At 70.6% G+C, this 22,156-nt stretch carries 24 protein-coding genes; 10 read left to right on the top strand and 14 right to left on the bottom strand.

Translation table 11 applies throughout. The features are described from left to right. The 4 genes from FFS25_RS01195 to FFS25_RS01180 all read right to left on the bottom strand — a co-directional run. The coding region (locus tag FFS25_RS01195) for a dihydrolipoyl dehydrogenase family protein (RefSeq protein WP_137801639.1) at positions 1–1,421 on the bottom strand (1,421 nt) is incomplete at its 3' end. A 104-nt stretch (positions 1,422–1,525) separates the two neighbouring features. Further along, positions 1,526–2,221, bottom strand: a complete 696-nt coding sequence (locus tag FFS25_RS01190) for a hypothetical protein (RefSeq protein ID WP_137801622.1) — start codon at positions 2,219–2,221, stop codon at positions 1,526–1,528. After that, positions 2,218–2,991 carry a hypothetical protein gene (locus FFS25_RS01185; protein ID WP_137801621.1) on the bottom strand — a complete coding sequence of 258 codons (774 nt, stop codon included), beginning with the start codon at positions 2,989–2,991 and terminating at the stop codon, positions 2,218–2,220. The genes FFS25_RS01190 and FFS25_RS01185 overlap by 4 nt, the downstream gene beginning before the upstream one ends. Continuing rightward, complete coding sequence (locus tag FFS25_RS01180; RefSeq protein WP_137801620.1) at positions 2,984–3,358, bottom strand: hypothetical protein; 375 nt, start codon at positions 3,356–3,358, stop codon at positions 2,984–2,986. The genes FFS25_RS01185 and FFS25_RS01180 overlap by 8 nt, the downstream gene beginning before the upstream one ends. Before the next feature lie 319 nt (positions 3,359–3,677). Between FFS25_RS01180 and FFS25_RS01175 the strand changes: the two genes are divergently transcribed. Then, positions 3,678–4,097: a GNAT family N-acetyltransferase gene (locus FFS25_RS01175; protein ID WP_137801619.1), complete on the top strand. Its 420-nt coding sequence runs from the start codon at positions 3,678–3,680 to the stop codon at positions 4,095–4,097. Positions 4,098–4,130: 33 nt separating this feature from the next. Here the strand turns inward: FFS25_RS01175 and FFS25_RS01170 are convergent, their stop codons facing one another. The 4 genes from FFS25_RS01170 to FFS25_RS01155 all read right to left on the bottom strand — a co-directional run bounded on the left by FFS25_RS01170 (position 4,131) and on the right by FFS25_RS01155 (position 6,252). Further along, positions 4,131–4,472, bottom strand: coding sequence for an SRPBCC family protein (locus FFS25_RS01170; protein WP_249933709.1), 342 nt, complete (start codon positions 4,470–4,472; stop codon positions 4,131–4,133). Positions 4,473–4,547: 75 nt separating this feature from the next. Continuing rightward, positions 4,548–4,901 (bottom strand): YciI family protein, encoded by a 354-nt coding sequence (locus FFS25_RS01165; protein ID WP_006214006.1) that lies wholly within the window; start codon positions 4,899–4,901, stop codon positions 4,548–4,550. Positions 4,902–4,969: 68 nt separating this feature from the next. Beyond that, a complete protein-coding gene (locus tag FFS25_RS01160) occupies positions 4,970–5,572 on the bottom strand; it encodes a dihydrofolate reductase family protein (RefSeq protein WP_137801617.1) in 603 nt (200 codons plus the stop codon). A 74-nt stretch (positions 5,573–5,646) separates the two neighbouring features. Next, on the bottom strand, positions 5,647–6,252 hold the full coding sequence (locus FFS25_RS01155; RefSeq protein WP_137801616.1) for a LysE/ArgO family amino acid transporter: 606 nt from the start codon (positions 6,250–6,252) through the stop codon (positions 5,647–5,649). A 72-nt stretch (positions 6,253–6,324) separates the two neighbouring features. Here FFS25_RS01155 and FFS25_RS01150 point away from each other — a divergent pair, with 72 nt between their 5' ends. The 4 genes from FFS25_RS01150 to FFS25_RS01135 all read left to right on the top strand — a co-directional run bounded on the left by FFS25_RS01150 (position 6,325) and on the right by FFS25_RS01135 (position 10,160). Then, entirely contained in the window at positions 6,325–7,197 is an 873-nt protein-coding gene (locus FFS25_RS01150; protein WP_171004043.1) for an ArgP/LysG family DNA-binding transcriptional regulator, read from the top strand. Between the two features lie 76 nt (positions 7,198–7,273). Further along, complete coding sequence (locus FFS25_RS01145) at positions 7,274–8,131, top strand: sulfurtransferase (RefSeq protein ID WP_171004042.1); 858 nt, start codon at positions 7,274–7,276, stop codon at positions 8,129–8,131. Continuing rightward, entirely contained in the window at positions 8,128–9,213 is a 1,086-nt protein-coding gene (locus tag FFS25_RS01140) for an alpha/beta hydrolase family protein (RefSeq protein WP_137801613.1), read from the top strand. The genes FFS25_RS01145 and FFS25_RS01140 overlap by 4 nt, the downstream gene beginning before the upstream one ends. Then, positions 9,210–10,160: an alpha/beta hydrolase family protein gene (locus FFS25_RS01135; protein ID WP_137801612.1), complete on the top strand. Its 951-nt coding sequence runs from the start codon at positions 9,210–9,212 to the stop codon at positions 10,158–10,160. The genes FFS25_RS01140 and FFS25_RS01135 overlap by 4 nt, the downstream gene beginning before the upstream one ends. 4 nt (positions 10,161–10,164) lie before the next feature. Here FFS25_RS01135 and FFS25_RS13345 read toward each other — a convergent pair whose 3' ends face one another. After that, a complete protein-coding gene (locus tag FFS25_RS13345; RefSeq protein WP_171004041.1) occupies positions 10,165–10,311 on the bottom strand; it encodes a hypothetical protein in 147 nt (48 codons plus the stop codon). Positions 10,312–10,990: 679 nt separating this feature from the next. Between FFS25_RS13345 and FFS25_RS13340 the strand changes: the two genes are divergently transcribed. Both FFS25_RS13340 and FFS25_RS01130 read left to right on the top strand, forming a co-directional pair. Next, complete coding sequence (locus tag FFS25_RS13340; RefSeq protein WP_171004040.1) at positions 10,991–11,164, top strand: hypothetical protein; 174 nt, start codon at positions 10,991–10,993, stop codon at positions 11,162–11,164. 71 nt (positions 11,165–11,235) lie between these two features. Further along, entirely contained in the window at positions 11,236–12,687 is a 1,452-nt protein-coding gene (locus FFS25_RS01130) for an MFS transporter (protein ID WP_137801611.1), read from the top strand. Positions 12,688–12,701: 14 nt separating this feature from the next. Here the strand turns inward: FFS25_RS01130 and FFS25_RS01125 are convergent, their stop codons facing one another. Continuing rightward, the gene (locus FFS25_RS01125; RefSeq protein WP_006214016.1) at positions 12,702–13,070 is read right to left on the bottom strand and encodes an ArsR/SmtB family transcription factor; all 369 of its coding nucleotides are present in this window, start codon (positions 13,068–13,070) and stop codon (positions 12,702–12,704) included. Positions 13,071–13,193: 123 nt separating this feature from the next. Between FFS25_RS01125 and arsB the strand changes: the two genes are divergently transcribed. Further along, positions 13,194–14,252, top strand: a complete 1,059-nt coding sequence (gene arsB, locus FFS25_RS01120; RefSeq protein ID WP_137801638.1) for an ACR3 family arsenite efflux transporter — start codon at positions 13,194–13,196, stop codon at positions 14,250–14,252. 25 nt (positions 14,253–14,277) lie between these two features. Beyond that, a complete protein-coding gene (locus tag FFS25_RS01115) occupies positions 14,278–14,712 on the top strand; it encodes an arsenate-mycothiol transferase ArsC (RefSeq protein WP_137801610.1) in 435 nt (144 codons plus the stop codon). 121 nt (positions 14,713–14,833) lie between these two features. Here the strand turns inward: FFS25_RS01115 and FFS25_RS01110 are convergent, their stop codons facing one another. Together FFS25_RS01110 and FFS25_RS01105 are read right to left on the bottom strand one after the other, a co-directional pair. Further along, the gene (locus FFS25_RS01110; protein ID WP_137801609.1) at positions 14,834–16,273 is read right to left on the bottom strand and encodes a sugar porter family MFS transporter; all 1,440 of its coding nucleotides are present in this window, start codon (positions 16,271–16,273) and stop codon (positions 14,834–14,836) included. A 300-nt stretch (positions 16,274–16,573) separates the two neighbouring features. After that, entirely contained in the window at positions 16,574–16,891 is a 318-nt protein-coding gene (locus FFS25_RS01105; protein WP_053448067.1) for a glutaredoxin domain-containing protein, read from the bottom strand. Positions 16,892–17,061: 170 nt separating this feature from the next. Here FFS25_RS01105 and FFS25_RS01100 point away from each other — a divergent pair, with 170 nt between their 5' ends. After that, complete coding sequence (locus tag FFS25_RS01100; protein WP_024289586.1) at positions 17,062–17,937, top strand: hypothetical protein; 876 nt, start codon at positions 17,062–17,064, stop codon at positions 17,935–17,937. 230 nt (positions 17,938–18,167) lie between these two features. On the opposite strand, the gene FFS25_RS01095 is transcribed toward FFS25_RS01100, so the two are convergent. Then, positions 18,168–20,357, bottom strand: a complete 2,190-nt coding sequence (locus FFS25_RS01095) for an MMPL family transporter (RefSeq protein WP_137801608.1) — start codon at positions 20,355–20,357, stop codon at positions 18,168–18,170. Positions 20,358–20,484: 127 nt separating this feature from the next. Further along, entirely contained in the window at positions 20,485–22,014 is a 1,530-nt protein-coding gene (locus FFS25_RS01090) for an APC family permease (RefSeq protein ID WP_137801607.1), read from the bottom strand. Between the last annotated feature and the right edge of the window lie 142 nt (positions 22,015–22,156).

Here is a 22,156-nt window from a genome sequence, read left to right as displayed (position 1 = left end):
GCCATGCCGTCCCGGCCTACCCCACGGGCTCGGAGCTGTGGCTGCGCCTGCTGGCGCAGCCACAGCTCCGAGACCGTGGGGTAGGCCGGGACGGCATGGCGCAGCAGGGACACCGGAACCTGTCCCACGATCGCGATCGTGGCCGCGTGCAGCAGCTCGGCCGCCTCCGGTCCCACGAACGACGCGCCCACGACGACTCCCGCGCCGCGGTCGACCACGAGCTGGGCAGTGCCGTCGACGTCGTCGCGCAGCAGCGCCGATCCGGCCGCCGATCCGTACGGCACCTGCGCGACCACGACATCGAGGCCGCTCTCGCGGGCCTGCGCCTCGGTGCATCCCACGGCGGCGACCTGCGGGTCGGTGAAGACCACCTGCGGCACGGGGACGTCCTGGGGCTCGGGCGTCTCGGCGGGCGCCATCCCGGCCTCAGCGGCCAGGCGGGAGCCGAGCACGCGGGCGTCGTGCTTGCCGGTGTGGGTGAGCATGGCGGCGCCGGAGGCATCGCCCACGCTGTGGAGCCACGACGGCAGGCGGTCGGCCAGAACGTCGTCGGGTTCCAGACCCACCGACTCCAGCCCCACGGCATCCAGCGCCGGTCGGCGCCCGGTGGCCACGAGCAGCTCGTCGACCTCGAGCTCGTCGTCGCCCAGCGACAGCGAGACCGGGCCGCCGTGGATCCTGCCCAGGCCGGTGTCGCGGACGTCGGGACGGGAAGCCGCAGACACCGAGGCCCCGAAGCGGATCTCGACCCCCGCCCGGCGCAGCCCCTCGGCCACGTGCTCGCCGGCGAACGGCTCCATGCCGCCCAGCAGCGTCTCCCCGCGGACCAGCATGGTGACTTGCGAGCCGAGCCCCGCCATCCAGGCGGCGGCCTCGCAGGCGACCACGCCACCGCCCACGATCGCCAGGCGCTGCGAGATCTCGCGGACGCCGGTCGCATCGCGCGAGGTCCAAGCACCGAGTCCGTCGTAGATCGACGGGATCGACGCGGTGCTGCCGGTGGCGATCACCACGGCGCGCTCGGCGTGCAGGGTCTGCTCGCTGCCGTCGTCGCCCCGCACACGCACCTGACGCTCGCCGCTCAGCTCGCCGTGACCGCGCACGACGGCCGCCCCGGCGCCTTCGGCCCAGGAGACCTGGCCGGCGTCGTCGTAGTGGGAGACGAAGCTGTCGCGGCGAGCCAGCATCGCGTCCGCGTCCGTGTGCGCGCCGGTCACCCCGGGCAGGTGCTGCGCGGCGGCCACGACTTCGAGCGGGCGCAGCAGTGCCTTCGAGGGCATGCAGGCGTAGTAGGAGCACTCGCCGCCCATCAGCTCGTGCTCCACGATCGCCGCGGACAGCCCGCCCTCGATCGCGTACTGGGCCACGTTCTCGCCCACGGATCCGCCGCCGACCACGACGACGTCGACACTTCGCTGCATCTCAGACATGCCTCCCACGCTACGCCCGCCACACCCCGCCGAGTGGATGCTCAGTTGCGCTATCGGGGCGAACAATGCAACTGGGTGTCCACTCGGCGAAGGTGTCAGGCGGTGGTGAGCTGCTGCTCCCCGTGGAAGCTCAGGTGCACCCAATGGTGGTCGTCCACGGGGCCGTCGTCCTTCATCCTGCGGCCGACGACGCCAGCGTCCATCAGTGACTCCAGGCGCGGGCCGAGCTCTTCGGGTGGGATCGAGAGGTCCACCGAGAGGGCGTCGACGCGCATCATCTGGGTACGGGACAGCAGATCGCACAGAACGTCGTCGGGGGTCCCTCGGGGATCCGCACGGAGTGAGGATGCAGGCCCAGGGGACTGGGCGATGTGCTGAGATCGCGCGGCAAGCCATCGGCGGCCGGTGATCAGAAGTCCGAAGGCAACCGCGAAGGCCAGCGCGCCCCGGCTCCACGCCGGCCACTCCTGCGGGTCGAAGACCACCCCCAAGACGAAAATGGCGACAGCGGCTGTCAGCCAGATCGCGGCGATCCCCCAGCCCAGCCGGCCATTCATGCCGAAGCGCTGGTGCGCCACCGCGCCGTCGCGGCGATGACGGAGGAACTGGCCCAGGCCTCCTGCGATCAGGGCGACGGTGGATGCTGCCACCATGAGCCATGGGGAACCCGCCCAGTTCGCCAGGAGATACCAGAACCCCGCCAGGGTGAAGACCAGGAAGTCGAACCGCCCCGGCATGAGCCGCTGTCCGAGCCGTTGCGCAGGAGACGGGTTGGGCTGAGCGGTGGTCATTCTGCTCCTCTCTGGATGGCTGCCAGGTGCGCCTCCAGCACTGTCTGGCCGCGGCCCATGGAACTCGCCCAGAGACGGTCGGGGCCGTCGACGATCTTCCTCCGGAGCGTGACCAGCCCCTGACCAGCCAGGGCCTCGACAACGGCCTCTGCGCGGTCACGGTCCAGCTCCAGGTCGGCGGCCAGCTGCGTCACTCGCATCTTCCGTGTGGGGTGAAGGATCACCATGGCCCGCAGGACAAGCGGGTCACGAAGTGCCGGATGCAGTTCGGGTCGTCTGGCCAGGGAGGCCCACCGCCGACCGGCACTGGGCATCGAGGTGGCCAGCATCCGCTGGGTGAGCAGCTCGAGAATTCCGACGACAGTCACGGTGAGGAGTGCCAGCGCGAAGGATGTGCCCAGCGGGCGGCCTTCCGGCACGCTCCAGATGGCCCAGATGATCCAGATCAGCGCGAGGGACTTCGACACAAGGAGCGAGACGGAGGCCGGGCCATACGCGGGGTAGCGGTGTTCGGCCCCCACCAGAGCAGGGCGCATTCGTCCGAAGATGATCAGAATGCTGATGCAGACCAAGATCAGCCATCCCCAGGCAACGGAGCTGAGTATGGCGGTGAGTGCGACCAGGAGCAGAGCGGCCTCGGGCAAGCCGGCCCACCAGCGAGGATGCAACCGCCGTCGCGCCTGCTCCAGGGCGACGTCGACGTCAGCCCACGAGCTATGGCGCGGTGCTGTCAACGCATCTCCCGCGGCGGATGTCATGTGCTCACGCATGGGCGTCCTGCCTCATGGCCGCCAGATGGCCGGGCAGCGCGGATTCGCCCACAGGGGTGCTCCGATACCACCGGTTCTCCTCTCGGCGACTCTCGAGGAATCGCCGATACCCCTCGATCAGATCGAAGTCCTCGAGCTCCCGGAGCCGTTCGCGGGCCTCGTCCGCGCTGATCCCGAGGTCATCACGCAAGGCCCAGCCCCGGGCCTCCTGGGAGGCGCCCAGGGCCGCCCTGAGCTGCAGGGTGCGCGGATCGTCCAGCGGAGGTGCGGCCTCGGCGCGGCCAGGAGCAGCGCCCAGGTCGGCCCACATGCTCGGCAGGTTGCGGTGATAGCTGCGGTCGGCGACCTTCAGCGTGAGGACGAGCATGACGGCCAGCCCCCGCGATCACGAGCATGGTGGTCAGTGTCGAGTCCTTCGGGCAGACGGTGCCACCAGACCGGACGGAATCGCCGCTGCACGGCGCGCAGCGCATTCGCCACCCGGTCTGCCGTCGGAGTCGCAGGAAGTGTCTCCACGACCCCACCGTGCCCAGATGAGCAGCGCACTTCGAGTCCCGCGATGTGATCGTGATCAAACCGAAACACTCCTGCATCCACCCCCACTGCCGAGTGGATACCCAGTTGCGCTATCCGCCCGAACAGCGCAATTGAGTATCCACTCGGCGAGGGAGGGGGAGGATGGGGGGATGGAGATTCCGGACGGGTATGAGATGCACATGGCCGCGCCGTCGGCGGAGGACTTCGCGATGCTGCGTCGGGAGGCGGGGCTTTCGCCGGTCACCCCGGGGCAAGCCGCGCTCGCGGTCGCAGGCGGCTGGGCCGCAGCCCATGTCACGCACCAAGGAGTAGCCGTGGGCATGGGCCGTCTGATCGGCGACGGCGGCTGGATGTTCCAGGTGACGGACATGGCCGTGCATCCGCAGCATCAGCGTCAGTGCCTGGGCGATGCGATCCTGACCCGGCTGCTCCAGGAGGTCGCCGATCGCGCACCAGCCGGCGCATACGTCTCCCTCATGGCCGATCCTCCGGGCCGGAGGCTGTACGCGCGTCACGGGTTCCAGGACCGGCACGACGTCTCCGCCGGAATGTTCCGACGGATGCCCTGAGGGCTACGCGGGGTCGAGCCCTCAGGCAGGATCTCAGCCCCTTAGCAGCTCCCAAAGCCGCTGCAGATCCGCGCGCACCATGGCGACGTCCCGCGCGTGGTCGTCCGCCGAGGCGCCGGCAGCGGGCTCCACCAGGAACACGAGCTCGGTTCCGCCGGCGCAGGACGAAGCCCGGAACCGGTTCAGCGTGGTCGATCCGTCCGGCAGAGTGACCTCGTGATCGAGCACGCCGGGGTCGTCTCCGCCGGTGAAGCGCACCAGGGCGCGGCCCATGGGGGACTCGGTGACCCACACCCCGGGCTGCTCGCTCGGTGTGACCTCTGCTCCGGCCAGGCCGGCGGCCCATTCGGGCAGCCGGCGCGGGTCAGCGGCCACGGCGGCGACCGCGGCGACCGCTGCGAGCGGTCGATCGACGACGACGCAGACCCGCGCCGGCTCAGCGGACAGGGCTCAGCCCTCGCCCTGCATCTTGCGCACCTCGACGGCGCCCTGGCAGGCGGCGGAGGCCTGCGCCCCCAGGTTCAGCGCCTCGTCCAGGTCGGCCGCCTCGAGGATCCAGAAGCCGCCCAGCTGGATCTCCGCACCGGAGGCCGTCTCCTGCGCCACGAGGGCTTCGCCGCTGGTGGCATCCACCAGGCGGGCGTCGGAGGCGGGCTGCTCGAGGGCGCCCACGAAGACGATGCGCTGCTCTGCGGCCATCTTCTCGTTGAAGGCCATGACGTCCGTGTGCAGCTGCTCGATGGAGACGCCCTCGGGCATCTGGAAGTCATCGGAGTGGTTCACGGAGATGAAGAACTGGGGCACGGAGGGTCCTCTCGGCAGGGATGCGGAGCACCGCTGCGGTGATCCGGGGCCACGATACGGCGAGCAGCTCAGCCCGACGAGACCTCTCGCACGACGTCGTACCGTGTGCTCACCATCCCGCCGTCCAGCACCCTGCTGCCGCGCAGCCGCAGCGGGAGATCGTGCTCGAGCGCCCCGAACAGGGCGATGCCGCCGCCGATCAGCCGGGGCACCGTGGTCACCACGAGCTCATCCACCAGGTCGGCGCGCAGAGCCGCCTGGATCGTGGCGCCGCCGTCCCAGTAGACGCCGCGGGCGCCGCGGGACTCCAGCAGTGCGACGGCGGCGGACAGGTCCGGTGCGACGAGCGCGCCGTGGGGCTGCGGGCCGGTCAGTGTGGAGCTGAGCACGATGACCTGGACGGGGTCGTAGGGCCAGAAGCCGATCTCCAGGACCTTCTGGAACGTGGCACGGCCCATCACCAGGTGGTCCATGCGCGCCAGCAGGGCCTCGAAGTCCGGGACGGCCTCGGCGCCCGAGCCGGAGGGCGCTGCCTGCCCGGCAGGAACCGGCGCCTCCAGCCAGCCGATGTCCCCGTCGGTCCGCGCGATGAAGCCGTCCAGGCTCACCCCGCAGAAGACGGTGCCGCTCCAGCCGCGGCCGGGTCCGGGAGCCGGTGCGTGCGTGTCCATGTCAGCAGGATGCGCCGAGGATCCGACAGCACAAGGGCCGTGGTCGTCGTCATCGCACGGCGAACCTCATCCGCTCACCCCGCCACGACCAGCCGCAGCGCGACCAGCAGCATGACCACGCCCACCCCGATATCCACCGCGCGCCACGTGCCGGGGCGGTTCAGGGGCTTGGCCAGCGCACGCGCCCCCAGGCCGAGGGCAGGGAACCACAGCACCGACCCGGTGATCGCGCCCAGCGTGTAGGTCCAGCGCTGGTCCCCGTGCTGATTGGCCAGGTTGCCGAGCATCACCATGGTGTCCAGGTAGACGTGCGGGTTGAGGAAGGTCAGCGCCAGGGCGGTCAGGGCGACCCTGCGCAGCGACCCGCCGGGGCCGACCGCGTCGTCGGCTGTGAGGGAATGGGAAGACAGGGCCGAGCGGAACGACCCGATCGCGAACCAGACCAGGTAGGCCACCCCGCCCCAGCGCAGCGCGGTGAGCAGCCACGGAGCCCGCTCCACGACCGAGCCGATGCCCAGCGTGCCCACGGTGATCAGCAAGGCGTCGGCCGCCGTGCAGATCGCCACGACCACCAGCACGTGCTCCCGGCGGATGCCCTGTCGCAGCACGAACGCGTTCTGGGCGCCGATGGCCACGATGAGGGCCAGGCCGGTGAGCATGCCGGTGAAGTAGATGTCCATGGCCAGGAAACCTACGGTGCAGCTACCCTTCAGGCCAGCGAAAGATCCTGAACACAGATAAGAGATTCAAAAGTGGACATCGAGCAGCTGCGCACCCTGGTGGCGGCCGTGGACGAGGGCGCCTTCGACCGCGCTGCCGCCCGGCTGCAGATCTCCCCGCCGGCGGTCAGTCAGCGGATCAAGGCCCTGGAGTCTCAGACTGGCCGCGTGCTGCTGCGCCGCAGCGCGCCCGTGCGCCCCACCGAGCCCGGGGAGGCCGTGCTGCGGATGGCGCGTCAGGTGCTGTCCCTGCATGACGCCGCCCGGGTCGAGCTCGGCATGGATCAGGCCGAGTCCACGCCGCTGGACGTCGCGGTCAACGCGGACTCGCTGGCCACCTGGTTCCGCCCCGTCCTGGCGGAGCTGGCCGCACCCGGCACCGGGATCAGCGTGCGACTGCGCGCCGAGGACCAGGACCACTCCCGCCGGCTCCTGCTGGCCGGTGAGGCGGCGGCGGCGATCACCACGTCCTCGGCTCCGGTCACCGGCTGCCGCACGATCCCCCTGGGCGCCATGGTCTACGAACCCCGCGCGGCGGCCTCGCTGCTGGAGCACGCGGGACCGCAGCCTGACCTCGCCCGTCTCCCCGTGGTGGTCTACGACGACAAGGACGACCTCCAGTCCGCGGCGCTGCACCGGGCCGGCATCACGGGCCGCCCGCCCGAGCACCGGGTGCCCTCGGCGGAGGCCTTCGTGCGAGCGATCGCCGACGGCATCGGATGGGGCATGGTGCCGCGGCTCCAGCTGCCGGGGGCGCCCTTCGCCGCCGCCGACACCCCGCTGCTACCCGTTCCCGGCCTCCACCCGGAGGCGGTGAGCCTGCACCTGCAGCGCTGGTCCACGGCGCTTCCGGCCCTGGCCCTGCTGGAGGACGCCGTGCGCCGCGGCGCGCGGGCGCTGCTGTAGTCCCTTTCGGGTCGATCCGCCTCCAGTGCGGCCTGCGCCGCTGTGCTGGACGGGCGGGAGTGCGAAGATGCCGGACATGGACACCGCGCGCTCCGAGCATCTCCCGCAGGGCCCCGTCGTCGACGCCGACTGGCTGGCCGATCACCTGGACGACGTCGTGGTCGTCGACGCCTCGATCATGGGCGAGCGCGGTGCCGCCACCGGTATCCCGGGTGCGCGTCGCTTCGATCTGGACGGCCCGCTGTCCGATCAGGAGGCCGACATCCCGCACACCATGCTCGGTGCCGACGACTTAGCGCAGCGCCTGGGCGAGCTGGGGATCGGCGACGAGACCGTGGTGGTCGCCTACGACCGCCAGGGCCTGTTCTCCTCGGCGCGCGCGTGGTGGATGCTGCGCGCCGCCGGGGTCGGCACGCCCTACGTGCTCGACGGCGGCCTGCCCGCCTGGGTGGCCTCGGGCCGCCCGGAGGGCCCGCTCGACGACAGCCCCGAGCCCGTCGCCGCTCCGCGCGTGCAGCTGGATCCGCGCGCCTTCACGGATGCCGACGACGTCGCCCGTCGCCTGGCCGAGCACGACGGCGCCGTGGCCGACGCCCGCTCCGCCGAGCGCTTCGCCGGCACCGCACCCGAGCCGCGTCCCGGGCTGCGTGCCGGTCACATGCCAGGCGCCGTGAGCCTGCCGTTCAGCGACCTGGCCCCCGGCGGGCACCTGCTGCAGCCCGCCGAGCTGGACGACCTGCTTCAGCAGCGCCTGGGCGGGAGAGGCCCCGTGGCCTTCAGCTGCGGCTCGGGCGTCTCCGCCTGCGTCGGGGCGCTCGCGGCCGTGGCCGCCGGGTGGGAGGACCGCGACCTCACGATCTATGACGGCTCCTGGTCCGAGTGGGGGCGCGAGACCGAGGACCCCGCCCTGCGTCCCGTGGTCCGCGGGTCGTGAACGGCGCGCAGCAGCCGCGCCCCGAACCGGGATCCAGGCGAGAGGCGCGCGAGCTGGCAGCAGAGCAGGAGCGCCGTCGGCTCCAGGAGCGCGCCGAGAGGGCCGCAGCGCCGGGGGCGATCCGACGTCGCCGCCTGCTGCAGGCGCTCGGCGGTCTGGCCGCCGCCGTCGGGGTGGGAGCGACTGTCACCACGCCGGTGGGTCAGCAGCGCGCGCAGGCGTGGCGCGACCCCGCGGATCGCGAGCCCGCCGGCACCCCGGTGGACCGCGGCCGCCACACCTGGGGCGCGGATGAGAAGCGCCAGACCGGCTGGCTGCTCGTGCCCGATCCGGAGGCGTGGGGTGACGGCTCCTCGCGCCCCACGCATCCCGTGGTCGTGATGCTGCACGGCGGCTCCTGGCACGACGCTTCGGATCCCTCGTATATGGCGGATCTGGCATGGGACCTGGCCGCCTGGGGCGTGGCCGTGTGGGTGCCCACCTACCGCGGGCTCGACGGCAGCGACGGCCCTGGCGGTTGGCCGGAGACTTTCCAGGACGTCTCGGATTCCATCGACTACGTGGCCGAGCTCGGGAAGCCCGGGGAGTTCACCCCGGATCTGGAGCAGGTCCACCTGCTGGGCCACAGCGCCGGCGGGCACCTGGCTGCATGGGCGCTGGGACGCGATCTGCTCCCCGAGGGCGCTCCGGGGAACGACTGCCGCGTCATCGCCCGTTCGGCCACCGCCATGGCCGGGGTCTACGACCTCGAGCTCGCGGAGCGCTCGCAGCGAGGCTGGCTGGTGCGCTCCCTGCTCAGCGGCGCCGACCCGGACGAGGATCCCGAGCGCTACGAGATGGCCTCCCCGATCGACCAGCTGCCTCTGGACCGGGCCGTCAACGTCCTGCACGGGCGCAACGACGCCACCGTCCCGGAGTCCACGACCCGCAGCTACGTGCAGCGCCACGAGGAGACGGGCAACACCGGACGGATCGTGATCCTGGACGACGCCGATCACGACGCGTGGGCCGACGTCCACGGCGAGCCCTGGTTCCGGGCGCGCCAGGCCCTGCTCGAGCAGATCCCGCTCGGCGCCGCGTGAGCGCCCGGATCCCGCGGCGGGTGCTGCTGCGCGGTGCCGGCCTCTCGGCCGCGGCCGTCGCCGGTCTGGCAGCGAGCACTCCAGTGCGCCCGGGGAAGGCGCAGTCGCTCGTGGTCGCCGGGCGCTCCCGGGCCGGAGGCTGGGACGACGTCGGCGTGATCGTCTGGGGCTCCCAGGATCGGAGCCAGTACGGGCATCTCGTGCTGCCGCAGCGCGGAGCGTGGGGTCGGGAGCGGCTGCCCGTGATCGTCTTCTTCCACGGCGGCGGCTGGCGGGAGACGTCGAGCTGGGACTACGTCCTGGGCGCGGCCCGCGATCTGGCGCGCTACGGCGCGGCTGTCTGGCTGCCCGCCTATCGCGGGACCCCGTCCCCGGGTGGCTGGCCCGTGACCTTGCAGGATGCGGTCGACGGGTTCGACGCCGTCGCCGAACTCGGCGCCCGTGCTGCCTTCACACCGGACCTGTCTCGGGTCCACCTGCTCGGACACAGCGCCGGCGGGCACTTGGCGGCCTGGCTCGGCGGGCTGCCGCGCGGCGTCGGGTCCTCGGAGGAGTTCGGGCCCACGCGGATCCGTCCCGTCAGCGCCACGGCCCTGGCAGGCGTGCTGGATCCGGTCCGAGCGGTCGAGGTGGATGACGACCAGTTCGTGATGGACCTGCTCGGCGGCACCCCGTCTGAGGTGCCGCATCGCTATCGCAGCGCCTCGCCGCTGCAGCAGCTGCCCGTGGATCTGCCGATCAACGTGGTGCACGGCATGGCCGACGCCACCGTTCCTGCGGCCACGATCCTGCCCTACCTCGAGCGGCGCCGGATCTCGGGTGGTCGAGGCCGCGTGGAGCTGATCGACGGGGCCGAGCACAACGACCTGATCGACACCTCCCACCCCTCGTGGGCCGTGGCCCGGGAGGTCTGCCTGGAGGCGGTGGGAGCACCCGACGGGCGCTGAACCCTCAGCCGGTCTGCGCCGTCTGCTCCAGGTGGGCCAGATGATGCAGGATCGCCTGCACGTTCTGGAAGCTCAGGTGCACCCGCTGACCGGAGCCAGGCCGCTCCGAGCCGGGCCGCTTGTCCTCCCGGACGACGAATTGCTTCGGCATTCCTTTTTGGACTGGTTGGGCTCATCGTGATCGGCATAGGAGTCGCCTTGCTCGAGGGGAGAGTCGATCTCTGACTATGACGGGGTGCTCGAGTTGATGGTTAACCTGGCGCTAGTCGGCGGAAGGCGGTCATTTGCACTCGTCGCCAGAAATTCCTTCATTTAGACACGGGGAATTTCATCTGCAGAACACTGCATTACTTCGGAGGCTCGTGGCTGGGGGTCGAGGGGCGACGATCGGGGAGGTATCGAGCCTGCCGGGGAGTTGTGAAGTGGTGGGTCGTGTACAGTTAGTTGAACGCGGCTAGAGCCAATTCGAAATTGTCTAGTGTCCTAAAGTCAAGACGAAAGAGGGGCGTCCGTAGTGCTAATTATGGGCCCTATATTCGTTATCGCCACGGTGGCCATGCTCATCAATCTCGCTAGAACTGGCCGTCTATTTTTCCATGAGGTTCCCGAGCGGATAAAGGTGTTTTACTGCATAGGCGTTTGTGGGATGATTGTGATGTCTTTGTTCTGGACCATTGAAGCGTCGGTGTCACTAGGCCGTTAATGCGTAGCAGTGACATACTGCGGCGGTAATGAAAATTGAACCCTGGTCGCTGATGGCCATCGACGGTGGTAGTTCGTGTGCGAAAGTATGGAAGGCTGGGTGAGTCCCGGCATGGATGCCTTGGGCATTGCTCTGTTCGGCATCGGCTCTCTTTTCGATAGTCGTCGCATACCTGTTCCAGAAGCACGTCATCAACAAGGGGATCGCGCGCGGCGGCCAGCGGATCATGCTCCCCATGGGCGTGATGGGCGGTCTGCTCGCTGTGGTGGGGCTCGTCCTCGTGATCCGCGGGCTGCTGTAGGGGAGAGTCGGCTCGGGGCGGCCTCGCGCAGCCCGGGCGGCCCCTGACCACCAGCATCTAGACTTCCCGCGATGACCCCGACCGATCAGCCGCAGCAGCCCACGCCTGAGCCCGACCCGAGCGAGGGAGGGCGTCGTCGTCTGGCGGGTGCGTCCCGGGCGGCCCGGCGTGCTGTGGCCCCGTTCAGCCACGCGGGCTTCCCCCGGCTGGCCGGCGCCATGCTCTCGGTGGTGCTGGGGCAGGGCACGTGGGCGCTGACCGTCGTCTTCCAGGTCATGGCCCAGGGCGGCTCCCCGGTCGAGCTCTCCGTGGTCTCGGCCACCGGCGCGGTGGGCGTGGTGATGTTCGCGCTGATCGGCGGGGTGGTGGCCGACCGCTTCCCGCCGCACCTGGTCCTGCGCGCCGTGATGTTCTCCTCCACGCTCGTCACCGCCGTCACCGCGATCCTCAGCGCCACCGGGATGCTGAGCGTGGGGTTGCTGGCGGCGGCGTCGTTCCTGGTCTTCGCGGGCGTGGGGATCTTCTACCCGTCGTACTCGGCCTCGCTGCCGCGGCTGCTGCCGGCCGAGGCGCTGCTGGCGGCCAACGGGCTGGAGGGCTCCGCGCGGCCCCTGCTGCAGACGGCCGCAGGGCCCGCGCTGGCCGGGCTGCTGGCCGCGGCGCTCTCGCCGACCGCAGGCTTCGCCATGGTCGCCCTCTGCTACGCGGTCGCCGTGGCGATCATCCTGGGACTGCGCGTGCCCGAGCTGGTCCCGGACCCGGTCACGGGCCAGCTCCCGCAGCTGCCGTCGGCGGATCCGCTGGTCACCGGTGCACAGCACCACCGGGAGACCGGCGACGACGAGCCCGTCACCCTCTTCCCGCCCGACCCCGCCGCAGCCCCGTCCGGCGGGCTGCGATCCATGCTCGCCGACATGATGGACGGCGTCTCCTACGTCCGGCGCACCGCGTGGCTGATGGGCACCCTGATCTTCGCGGTGATCACCGTGTTCTGCTTCATCGGCCCGCTCGAAGTGCTGCTGCCGTTCGTGGTGCGCGACTCCTTCGGCGGTGGGGCATCGGAAGTCGGTCTGCTGCTGGGCGTCACGGGCGCGGCCTCGGCAGTGGGTGCGCTGGTGATCTCCGGGATGCCCCTGCCGCGGCGGTACTTGACCTGGATCATGGTGGCCTGGGGCTTCGGCACGCTGCCGCTGCTCTTCGTGGGCTTCACCGAGTCCTGGGCAGTGCTGGTCGCGATCATGATCGTGGTGGGCGCCACCGACGGCATCGGCCAGGTGCTGTGGGGGACCCTGCTGCAGCGCCGCGTGCCGGCACGGATGCTCGGACGCGTCTCCAGCCTGGACTTCTTCGTCTCGCTGCTGCTCATGCCGGTGTCCATGGCCGTCGTGGGGCCGCTGTCCACGGTGGTTCCCGTGGAGGCCATCTTCGCCGCCGCAGCGATCGTGCCGGCGGTGATGGCCGTCGTCGTCTGGCTCGCCTTCCGCATGGCGCGCGACGAGGCCGCGCACCCGCTGAAGGATTGAGCCGCGCGGGTCGCTCAGCGCAGGTCGAGCACCTGGCGCAGCCGCGCGAAGGCCTCCGGCACCACGCTGTAGTGCGCCCAGCGGCCCCGCTGTTCCCGGACGATCAGGCCGGCTTCCACGAGGCGCTTCATGTGATGGCTCACCGTAGGCTGGCTGATCCCCAGTGGCTCCGTGAGATCGCAGGCGCATACGGACTCGCAGCCCTGCGCGGCCACGTGGGAGAGCAGTCGAAGGCGCATGGGATCGCCCAGTGCCTTGAACATGGAAGCGGAGCGCTCGGCGTCCGCGGAGCTCAGCGGCCCGGCGGACAGCGAGCAGCACTCCTGGCCGGATGCCATGGCCTGTGTGCCCTCTGTGCTCTGCTCGCGTGCGATGGCGCTCATGCCCTCACAATACATTGACGAACGTCGATATGAGGACGTAACCTCCCATCGACATCCATCGATCTGAGAGGCCCGCGCTCCTTGGCTGCTGACGCTGCGACGACCGCCCCCGACCAGCCCGTCATGCAGGCCATGTCCTTCACCGATCGCTGGCTGCCGGTGTGGATCCTGCTGGCCATGGCGCTGGGCCTGGCCCTGGGGCGGCTGATCCCGGGTCTGGACACCGCGCTCGAGTCCGTCTCGATTGCAGGCGTCTCCCTGCCGATCGCGGTGGGGCTGCTCGTGATGATGTACCCGGTGCTGGCCAAGGTCCGCTACGACGAGACCCGCCGCATCGCCGCCGACCACCGGCTGATGGGGACGTCGCTGGTGCTGAACTGGGTCGTGGGCCCGGCGCTGATGTTCGCCCTGGCGTGGCTGCTGCTGCCCGACCTTCCCGAGTACCGCACGGGGCTGATCATTGTGGGCCTGGCGCGGTGCATCGCCATGGTGCTGATCTGGAACGACCTGGCCTGCGGCGACCGCGAGGCTGCGGCGGTCCTCGTGGCGATCAACTCCGTCTTCCAGGTCATCGCCTTCGGCGCGCTGGGCTGGTTCTACCTGCAGGTCCTGCCCTCCTGGCTGGGCCTGGCGACAACCTCCGTGGAGTTCTCGGTCGGGGCGATCGTGCTCAGCGTGCTCGTCTTCCTGGGTATCCCGCTGCTCGCCGGCTTCCTCACGCGCGTGCTGGGGGAGCGGGCCAAGGGACGGCAGTGGTACGAGGAGTCGTTCCTGCCGCGCCTGAGCCCCTGGGCGCTGCGCGGGCTGCTGTTCACCATCGTGCTGCTGTTCGCGCTGCAGGGTCAGGCGATCACTTCCAGCCCGTGGGACGTCGCGCGGATCGCGCTGCCGCTGCTGGCCTACTTCGTGGTCATGTTCGCCCTGGCGCTGCTGGCCTCCCGGGCCGCGGGCTTGGACTACGCCCACTCGACGACGGTGGCCTTCACCGCCGCCGGCAACAACTTCGAGCTGGCCATCGCCGTGTCGATCGGCACGTTCGGCGTGACCTCGGGCCAGGCGCTGGCGGGCGTGGTCGGCCCGCTGATCGAGGTGCCCGTGCTGGTGGGTCTCGTGTACGTCAGCCTCTGGGCGGGGCGCAGGCTCTTCCCCGGGGACCCCACCGTGCCGGCCTTCCGCGCCTGAACCGACCCACCTCCAGGAGATTCCGATGAACGACGACACCCGTCCCGAGATCCTCTTCGTCTGCGTCCGCAACGGCGGCAAGTCCCAGATGGCCGCAGCGCTGATGGACCACCGAGCCCAGGGCGCCGTCCGCGTCAGCTCGGCAGGCACCGAGCCCGGCAGCAAGCTCAATGCGCAGTCCGTGGAGGCCGTCGCCGAGCTCGGCGCGGACATGTCCCAGGGGCGGCCCAGCCCGATCGATCCCGAGCTCCTGCGCCGCGCCGACCGCGTGGTGGTGCTGGGCACCGAGGCCAGGCTCGACACCGAGATCCCGCTCGACGGTCGGCTGGAGACCTGGGAGACCGACGAGCCGTCCGCGCGCGGGATCGAGGGTATGGAGCGCATGCGCCTGATCCGCGACGACATCGACGCCCGCGTCCAGCGCCTGCTCCAGGAGCTCACTGCAGCCCCCGAGAGCTGATCTGCAAGGACGGGGCGCGCGGCCGTCGTCGTCCGGCGAGTCCCCCGCACGACGAGGGCCCGACGCCCGCGCACCGTCTCAGGTGCGCGGGCGTCGGGCCCTCGAGCGGTTCAGCGGCAGATCAGTTCTGCATGTCCTCGAGCTCCACGCCCTTGGTCTCCCGGACGATCTTGGCGGTGAAGATCAGCGACACCACCGCGAAGAACGCGTACAGGCCGTAGGCCAGCACCAGGGAGGCCTCGGAGAGCACCGGGAAGGACGCGGTGACGGCCCAGTTGGCCAGCCACTGCACCAGACCGGCGACGGCCAGCGCGGCGCCGCGGATCTTGTTGGGGAACATCTCGCCCAGCAGGACCCACATGACCGGGCCCCACGAGACGCCGAAGAACACGACGTACAGGTTGGCGGCGACCAGCGCGATCGGGCCGGCGGTGTCGCCCAGGACGGGGCCGGCGTCGGTGATCGTGGCGGTCGAGAACACGACGGCCATGGTGCCCAGGGTCAGCACCATGCCGGCCGAGCCGATCAGCAGCAGCTTCTTGCGCCCGATCTTGTCCACCAGGGCGATGGCCACGAGAGTCACCACCACGTTGGTCACCGAGGTGATCGTGGAGATCGTGAAGGCGTCCGACTCCTGGAAGCCCACGGACTGCCAGAGCTGGTTGGAGTAGTAGAAGATCACGTTGATGCCGACCAGCTGCTGCAGCACGGCCAGGCCCAGGCCCACCCACACGACGGGCTTCAGGCCGGCCACGGCGCCGCGCAGATCGGAGAAGCGCGGCTTGCGCTCCGAGTCGAGGGTCTTGTCGATGATTCCCAGGCGGTGCACCGCGGGGCCCTCGCCCTGCAGGTGCGTCATGATGCGCAGGGCTTCGTCGCGGCGGCCCTGGCCCACGAGCCAGCGCGGGGACTCGGGGATCATGAACGCCCCGATCAGGTACAGCGCGGCAGGCAGGGCGCAGACCAGGAACATGAGGCGCCAGGCATCCATGCCGCCCAGGACATGACCGTCGGCGGAGCCGGCGATCCCCACGATGATGCGGTTGACGATCTGGGAGGCGAAGATGCCGGTCACGATGCCCAGCTGCTGCAGCGAGCCCAGGCGGCCGCGGACATCCGCCGGTGCCACCTCGGCGATGTAGGCCGGGGCGATGATCGAGGCCACGCCCACGCCCACGCCGCCGACCACGCGCCAGAAGATCAGCCACGCGAACCCGGCGGTGTCATCCGTGAAGAACGGGTCCCAGGCGCAGAAGATCGCTGAGACCAGGAACAGGATCGCCGCGATCCGCATGACCTTCACTCGGCCGATGCTGTCCGCCAGCCGGCCGCCGAAGAACGCGCCGGCGGCCGCACCCAGCAGAGCGGAGGCCACGGCCGAGCCCAGGGCGCCGGGGGAGACGTCGAAGTACTCCTGCATGGCGCCGGTGGCGCCGTTGATCACCGCGGAGTCGTAGCCGAACAGGAAGCCGCCCATGGCGGCCACCAGGGTGATCCGCAGGACAGCACCCATGTTGGCCGTATGCCCTCCCAGGGACATCGGCGAGGTGTAGGTGGACATCGCAGCTCCTTCGCTGTGTCGAGCACGTGGTGGCGGGCTGGCCCTGGCGCTCGGGCCGGGGTCGGTCGCGCTCCGCCGCGGCTGGGCGAGGAGGGTCGTCCATGGTGAACCGCGGGTGAACAGTGGGCACAGGCTAGGCGCGCTCACTGCAGATGTCCATCAGATGAGGCATCCGAGCGGCAACGACTGAGTGCGCCGCCGGTGGGCGGCGCGCTCGGGCGGTCCGGTCGGGGCCCGGCCGCCGTGATCACCGGGTCATCGGCGCCCGTGCCTTCCGGGGGCTGTGTCCTCGGCGGCTGCTCAGGCCGCGGGTGTCGCCTGCTCCAGCGCTGTCGCGGCCAGGGCGCGCTCCTCCGGCGTGGCCACCACGAACCCCGCCTGCGTGGTCACGAAGGTGGGCACGGTCGCGTTCCCGTCGTTGATGTCCTCGACGTAGCCCTTGGCGGCGTCGTCCTCCCAGATGTTCACCCACAGGGCGCGGTCGCCGGTCTCGCCGAGCGAGCGGTCCAGCGCGGCGCAGAAGCCGCAGCCCGGGCGCCAGTAGACGACGGCGCCGCCGTCGGCGATGTGCTGCAGGGCGGTCGCCTGGTCGGCGCTGGGACGGGATTCGAGGGCCATGAGGGTCTCCTTCAAGGGTGATGCGGGTCCGGGTACCGCAGCCGCCGAGGCCGAGCCGTTGTTCCCCCACCATGACAGCGGCTGTGGGATCGGCGAAAAATTCCTGCGGATTCTTGTCATTCCACGCTGTGTCTCCAGGTCCAGGGGCAAATGGATGCCAGAATCGAAGAATGTCTACCCCGGCGCAGTCTTCTTCCCCCTCGCCGGACCGGGCTACCTGGCACCTGCCCCAGCTTGAGCACTGGATCATCGTCCCGCTCATCGTCGTCCTGGCGATCGGCGCGATCGGACGGATCGTGAGTCTCACACCTGAGGTCGGCGCCGCGGAGTCCCAGGTCCTCGCGGCCCTCGACCCTGTTCGCTCCGGCCTTCTCCTGGCCGTCGCGGGCTTCGTCCACGGCATCTTCTCCGCACCCTGGGTCTACGGCATCATCGCCGCACTCACCGCGTGGCTGGCGCTCGTCAAGCGCAGCGGCCGCGATGCCGCGGGCTTCGCCGTGACCGCAGTGACCATGGTCGTGGTCGCGAGCACCGCCCAGCAGATCATCGGCCGCCCGGCTCCCGGCCTGGGCGACGGCGTCCTGACCGCCGAGGTCGGCTCCTCGCTGCCCTCCGCTGCCGTGTGCGCCGCCATCGGCATCTCCCTGTCCTTCCTGGTGGCCTCGCGGCGCCACATCTCCGGAATGGCGGTCCTGCTCGCCGGTGCCGGTGTGAGCCTGGCCGTGGCGCTGTCGGCGCTGCTGACGTCATCCGCCTACGTGCTGGACGTCGTGCTGTCCCTGCCGGTCGCCTGGGCGGGCGTGGTGCTGGGCTGCGGCCTGGCCAACCGGGTCGTCCCGGCCATGGCAGAGCGCTTCGGCTGGGGTCTCCCGCGCGCGGACCGCAAGCTGGCTCACCGCCAGGCTCCGCGCTACAGCGACGCCGAGACCGCCTACGCCCGCTCCGAGTCCCGCAGCACTGCGGCGGCCTCCGCGCACCGCGACCTCGACGACGGCCCCATCACCGAGGAGCTGCCCGTCATCCGCGAGGACGACGCCGCCGCCTGACCCGGCCCCTGCTGCTCCGCGAAGGGCGCCTCTCCCGCCAGGGGGAGGCGCCCTTCGTCGTCGCCGCCCTCCCGCCCCGCGCCTGCGTGCGTCCCTGCGCTTTCCCGCACCCAGAGCGCACATGCGCACGGAGGCGCACGCCGGGCCCCCGCGCTTACGTGCTTCCGGGTGCAGCCGGCGCAGCGCGCGCAGAGACGCGATGCAGCACGCAGGCGGGGGAAGAGTGCGGCTCAGGGGGCCAGGCGGCGGTGGCGGGGCCACCAGATGATGCGGCCCATGTCGTAGGTCAGCGCCGGGACCAGCAGGGAGCGCACCAGCAGGGCGTCGAGCAGGACGCCGAAGGCCACCATGAAGGCCAGCTGCACCATGAACACGATGGGGATCACGGCCAGCGCGGCGAAGGTCGCCGCGAGCACGATACCGGCCGAGGTGATGACACCGCCGGTCAGCACCGTTCCCCGCAGCACGCCGGCGCGCGTCCCGTGCTCCAGGGACTCCTCCCGCACCCGCGACATCAGGAAGATGTTGTAGTCGATGCCCAGCGCCACCAGGAACACGAACGCATACAGCGGCACCGAGGGATCCGAGCCCGGGAACTCGAGCACGTGGTTGAACACCAGCGCGCTGACGCCCAGCGCCGAGGCGTACGAGATCACCGTGAGCACCACCAGCAGGACCGGCGCGAGCACCGAGCGCAGCAGCAGCATGAGGATCACCAGCACGACCGCCAGGATCATGGGGATGATCACCGCACGGTCGCGCTCGGCGGCGTGATTGGTGTCCAGCGTGCTGGCGGTCTCGCCGCCGACCAGGATGGTGTCGTCGATCCCGTGCAGCTCGGAGCGCAGGGTCTCGACGGCCTGGAAGGTCTCATCGGCATCCGGGTCGGTGGTGGTGGTGATCTGGATCTGGACGTCGTCGTCGACGACGGTCGGGGAGACCCCCTCGAACGGATTCGCGCCCGGGGGAGCGGACTCGAGCTGAGCGGCCGCCGAGCCCAGCGGGATGGAGCCCTGCGGGGCATCGAGCGCCGTGACCGTCACGGAGCCCACGGGATCCAGGGCCTCCGCCTCCTCCGCGACCTGATCCATGCGCGACTCCGGGGCGATGACCGTGATCGGGGATCCGGAGCCGCCGGGGAAGTGCTCGGAGAGGATGTGCTGGCCGTCGGCGGCCGGGGACTCGCCGATCAGCGTCTCGGACTGCTTGAGGCCCGAGGCCTGCAGCTGCGGGGCGAAGGCCGCGGCGATCAGCAGGACCAGGGTGGAGAGGATCCACACCGGGCGGTGGCGTCTGGCGATGAATCGGCCGATCCGCGCCCAGAGGCCGCTGCCCTCCACGGCATGTCCGCGGTCGCCGGGAACGACCTCCAGGGCCTGCGGACCCTGGTCCTGGAAGCGGGGGCGGGCCGGCCAGAAGGCCGCGCGCCCGATGAGCATCAGCGCCGCCGGCAGCAGGGTCAGCGCGGCCAGCATGGAGAAGACGATGCCGGTGGCGGCGGCCGGGCCCAGCGCTGCGGTGGAGCCCAGGTCCGAGACCAGCAGGCACAGCAGCCCGGCGATCACCGTGCCGCCCGAGGCCAGCACTGGCTCGATGGTGCCGCGCAGCGCCTCCCGGGTGGCCTGGCGCGTGCTGCGATGAGCATGGAGGGCGTCCCGGTAGCGGGCGGTGTAGAGCAGGCAGTAGTCGGTGGCGGCACCCACGACCAGGATGAACAGGATGCCCTGCACCTGGCCGTTGATCTGGATCAGCCCAGCCGAGGCCAGCAGGTAGACCACCACGATCGCCGCGCACAGCGCCGCCATGGCGGTGATCAGCACCAGCACCGGTAGCAGCGGGGAGCGGTAGACGACCACCAGGATCACGAACACGACCGCTAGGGCCACCAGCAGCAGGATGCCGTCGATCCCGGAGAATCCCTCGGCCAGCTCGCTGGCGAAGCCCGCAGGGCCTGTGACCGCCGTTGTCAGCCCCTGGGGCGCCTGGTCCTCCATGGCGCTGCGTAGCTCAGAGACCTGGTCCCCGAACTCGTCCTCGTCCATGGGCACGAAGAGCTGCAGCGCCTTGCCGTCCTCCGAGACCACGGGAGGGGAGGGCTGCTGCTCGGCGATGCCGCGGTCCACGAGCGAGTCGGAGAGCTCCTGCGCCCACTGCCTGTCCTGGTCGGTGAGGCCGTCGTCGCGCTGGGCCACGGCCACGGCGGGCAGGAAGGGGTCCTCCGTGAAGTCGTCTGCCCGGTCAGAGACCTGGGTGGATTCGGCGGACTGGGGGAGGAACGAGCTCTGCTGATTGGTGGAGACGTCCGAGATCCGCCCGAAGAACGGCCCGCCGAGCATCAGCACGGCCAGCCAGATGAGGATCAGGGCAGGGGCGATCAGGGTGCGCGCCCACGGGCGGCGGTGCTCTGCTGGAGTGTTCACTGGTCCTGCTCGATTCGCTGGGGAGACCTCACTGTCTCATGGCCCTGTGAGCGACAGCGGCCAGGGGCCGTCGGATCGATCCGACGGCCCCTGGCCGGCAGCTGCACCCCGCGCGGCGGGGCGCAGATCACTTCTTGTGGTGCTCGTGCGTGGAGTAGTCACCGAGCGGATCGTGCCCGTCCGGCCCCTCGCCCAGGGTCGCGATCGCCTGCGTGTCCTCGAAGCCCATGGGCTCGTGCTTCACGAAGCGCTTGTACGCCCAGTTGACCGCCGAGAGCAGCAGTCCGATGCCCAGCAGGACGGCGGCGATCTGGTACTCGATGACGTCCTGCGCCCACGGGCCGATCAGGAACAGCGTGGTGGCCGCGCCGATGAAGGGGATGAACGTGGGAGCCCGGAAGTAGCCGGTGCCCTCGCGCGACTTGTCCTTGCGCAGCACGATCACGGCCACGTTGACCACCGCGAACACGCCGAGCAGCAGCAGTGCGGTCGTGCCGCCGAGTGCGGCAGCGGTCTCCTTGGCCATGATCTGTCCGACCACCAGGATCAGGGCCGCGGCCAGGACGGTCGTGAAGACCACCGAGGCCCACGGGACGGAGTGCTTGGAGCTGACCTTGGCCAGGAAGCCCGGGAGCACGCCCTGGGAGGCCATGCCGTAGAGCAGGCGCGAGGCCATCAGCATGTTGATCAGCGCCGTGTTGGCCACCGCGAAGATGGTCAGGAACGGGTAGATCGCGCCGACCGGGATGCCGGGGGCGCCGGCGTTGACGACCTCGAGCAGCGGGGTCGTGGACTCGCCCAGCACGCCGATCGGGACGATCGCGACGGCCAGGATGGAGACCAGGACGTAGACGGCGCCGGTGATGCACAGGCCGATGAGCATGATCCGCGGGAAGTTCTTCTGCGGGTCCTTGGTCTCCTCGACCATGTTGACGGAGTCCTCGAATCCCACGAAGGAGAAGAAGGCCAGGGAGGTCACGGCGGTCAGCGCCAGGAAGATCGACTTGTCGCCCTGGGTCTCGAAGATCATGGTCCGGGAGAAGTCGGCGTTGCCCTGGGTCGCGGCCCAGAGGCCGATGAGGATCACGATGGCCAGGCCGGAGAGCTCGATGCAGGTCAGCACCACGTTGAGCATCAGGGATTCCTTGACGCTGCGCAGGTTGATGATCATGAGCAGGACCATGAAGCCGACGGCCATGAGGGTCACCGCCGTCATGGGCGGATCCTCCCAGCCGAAGCCCGCCACGAGGTTGGAGGCCACGGTGCGGGCGGCGGTGGAGGCGGAGGTCAGGCCGGAGGCAAGCACCGCGAAGGTGACCATGAAGGTCAGCAGGCCGATCCCGAAGGCCTTGTGGGTGTAGAGCGCGGCGCCCGAGGCGCCGGGGTACTTGGTGACCATCTCCAGGTAGGAGAAGGCGGTCACGGCGGCCACGAAGAAGGCCAGCAGGATCGGGGCCCAGGCGGCGCCGCCGATCTCGCCGGCGATCGTGCCGGTCAGGGCGTAGACGCCCGTTCCCAGGATGTCGCCGACGATGAACAGCAGCAGCAGGCCGGGGCCCATGACCTTGGCCAGGTCGCTGCTCTCGACAGGTGCGGTGCCGTCGGTGGAGGTGCCGCGGGGATCTGAGGGCGCGCTCTCGCGCGAGTTGGTGCTCACTGGGTGCTCCCGAGGACGGATGCGGACGGGACCCGGGGTGACAGGTGGTGCGCTGTCGCCGCTATCACAGGTGGCTGTGACTGGACCCACAGGGTGCGCCCACTGTACGGCCCTTCCGGCCCGGATGCGCCACATCCGCCGT

It is taken from the genome of Kocuria sp. 2SI, assembly GCF_005502825.1.
GTDB lineage: Bacteria > Actinomycetota > Actinomycetes > Actinomycetales > Micrococcaceae > Kocuria > Kocuria palustris.
Note: the sequence above shows the minus strand (reverse complement) of the source record. Positions and strands in the feature narration are given on the sequence as shown.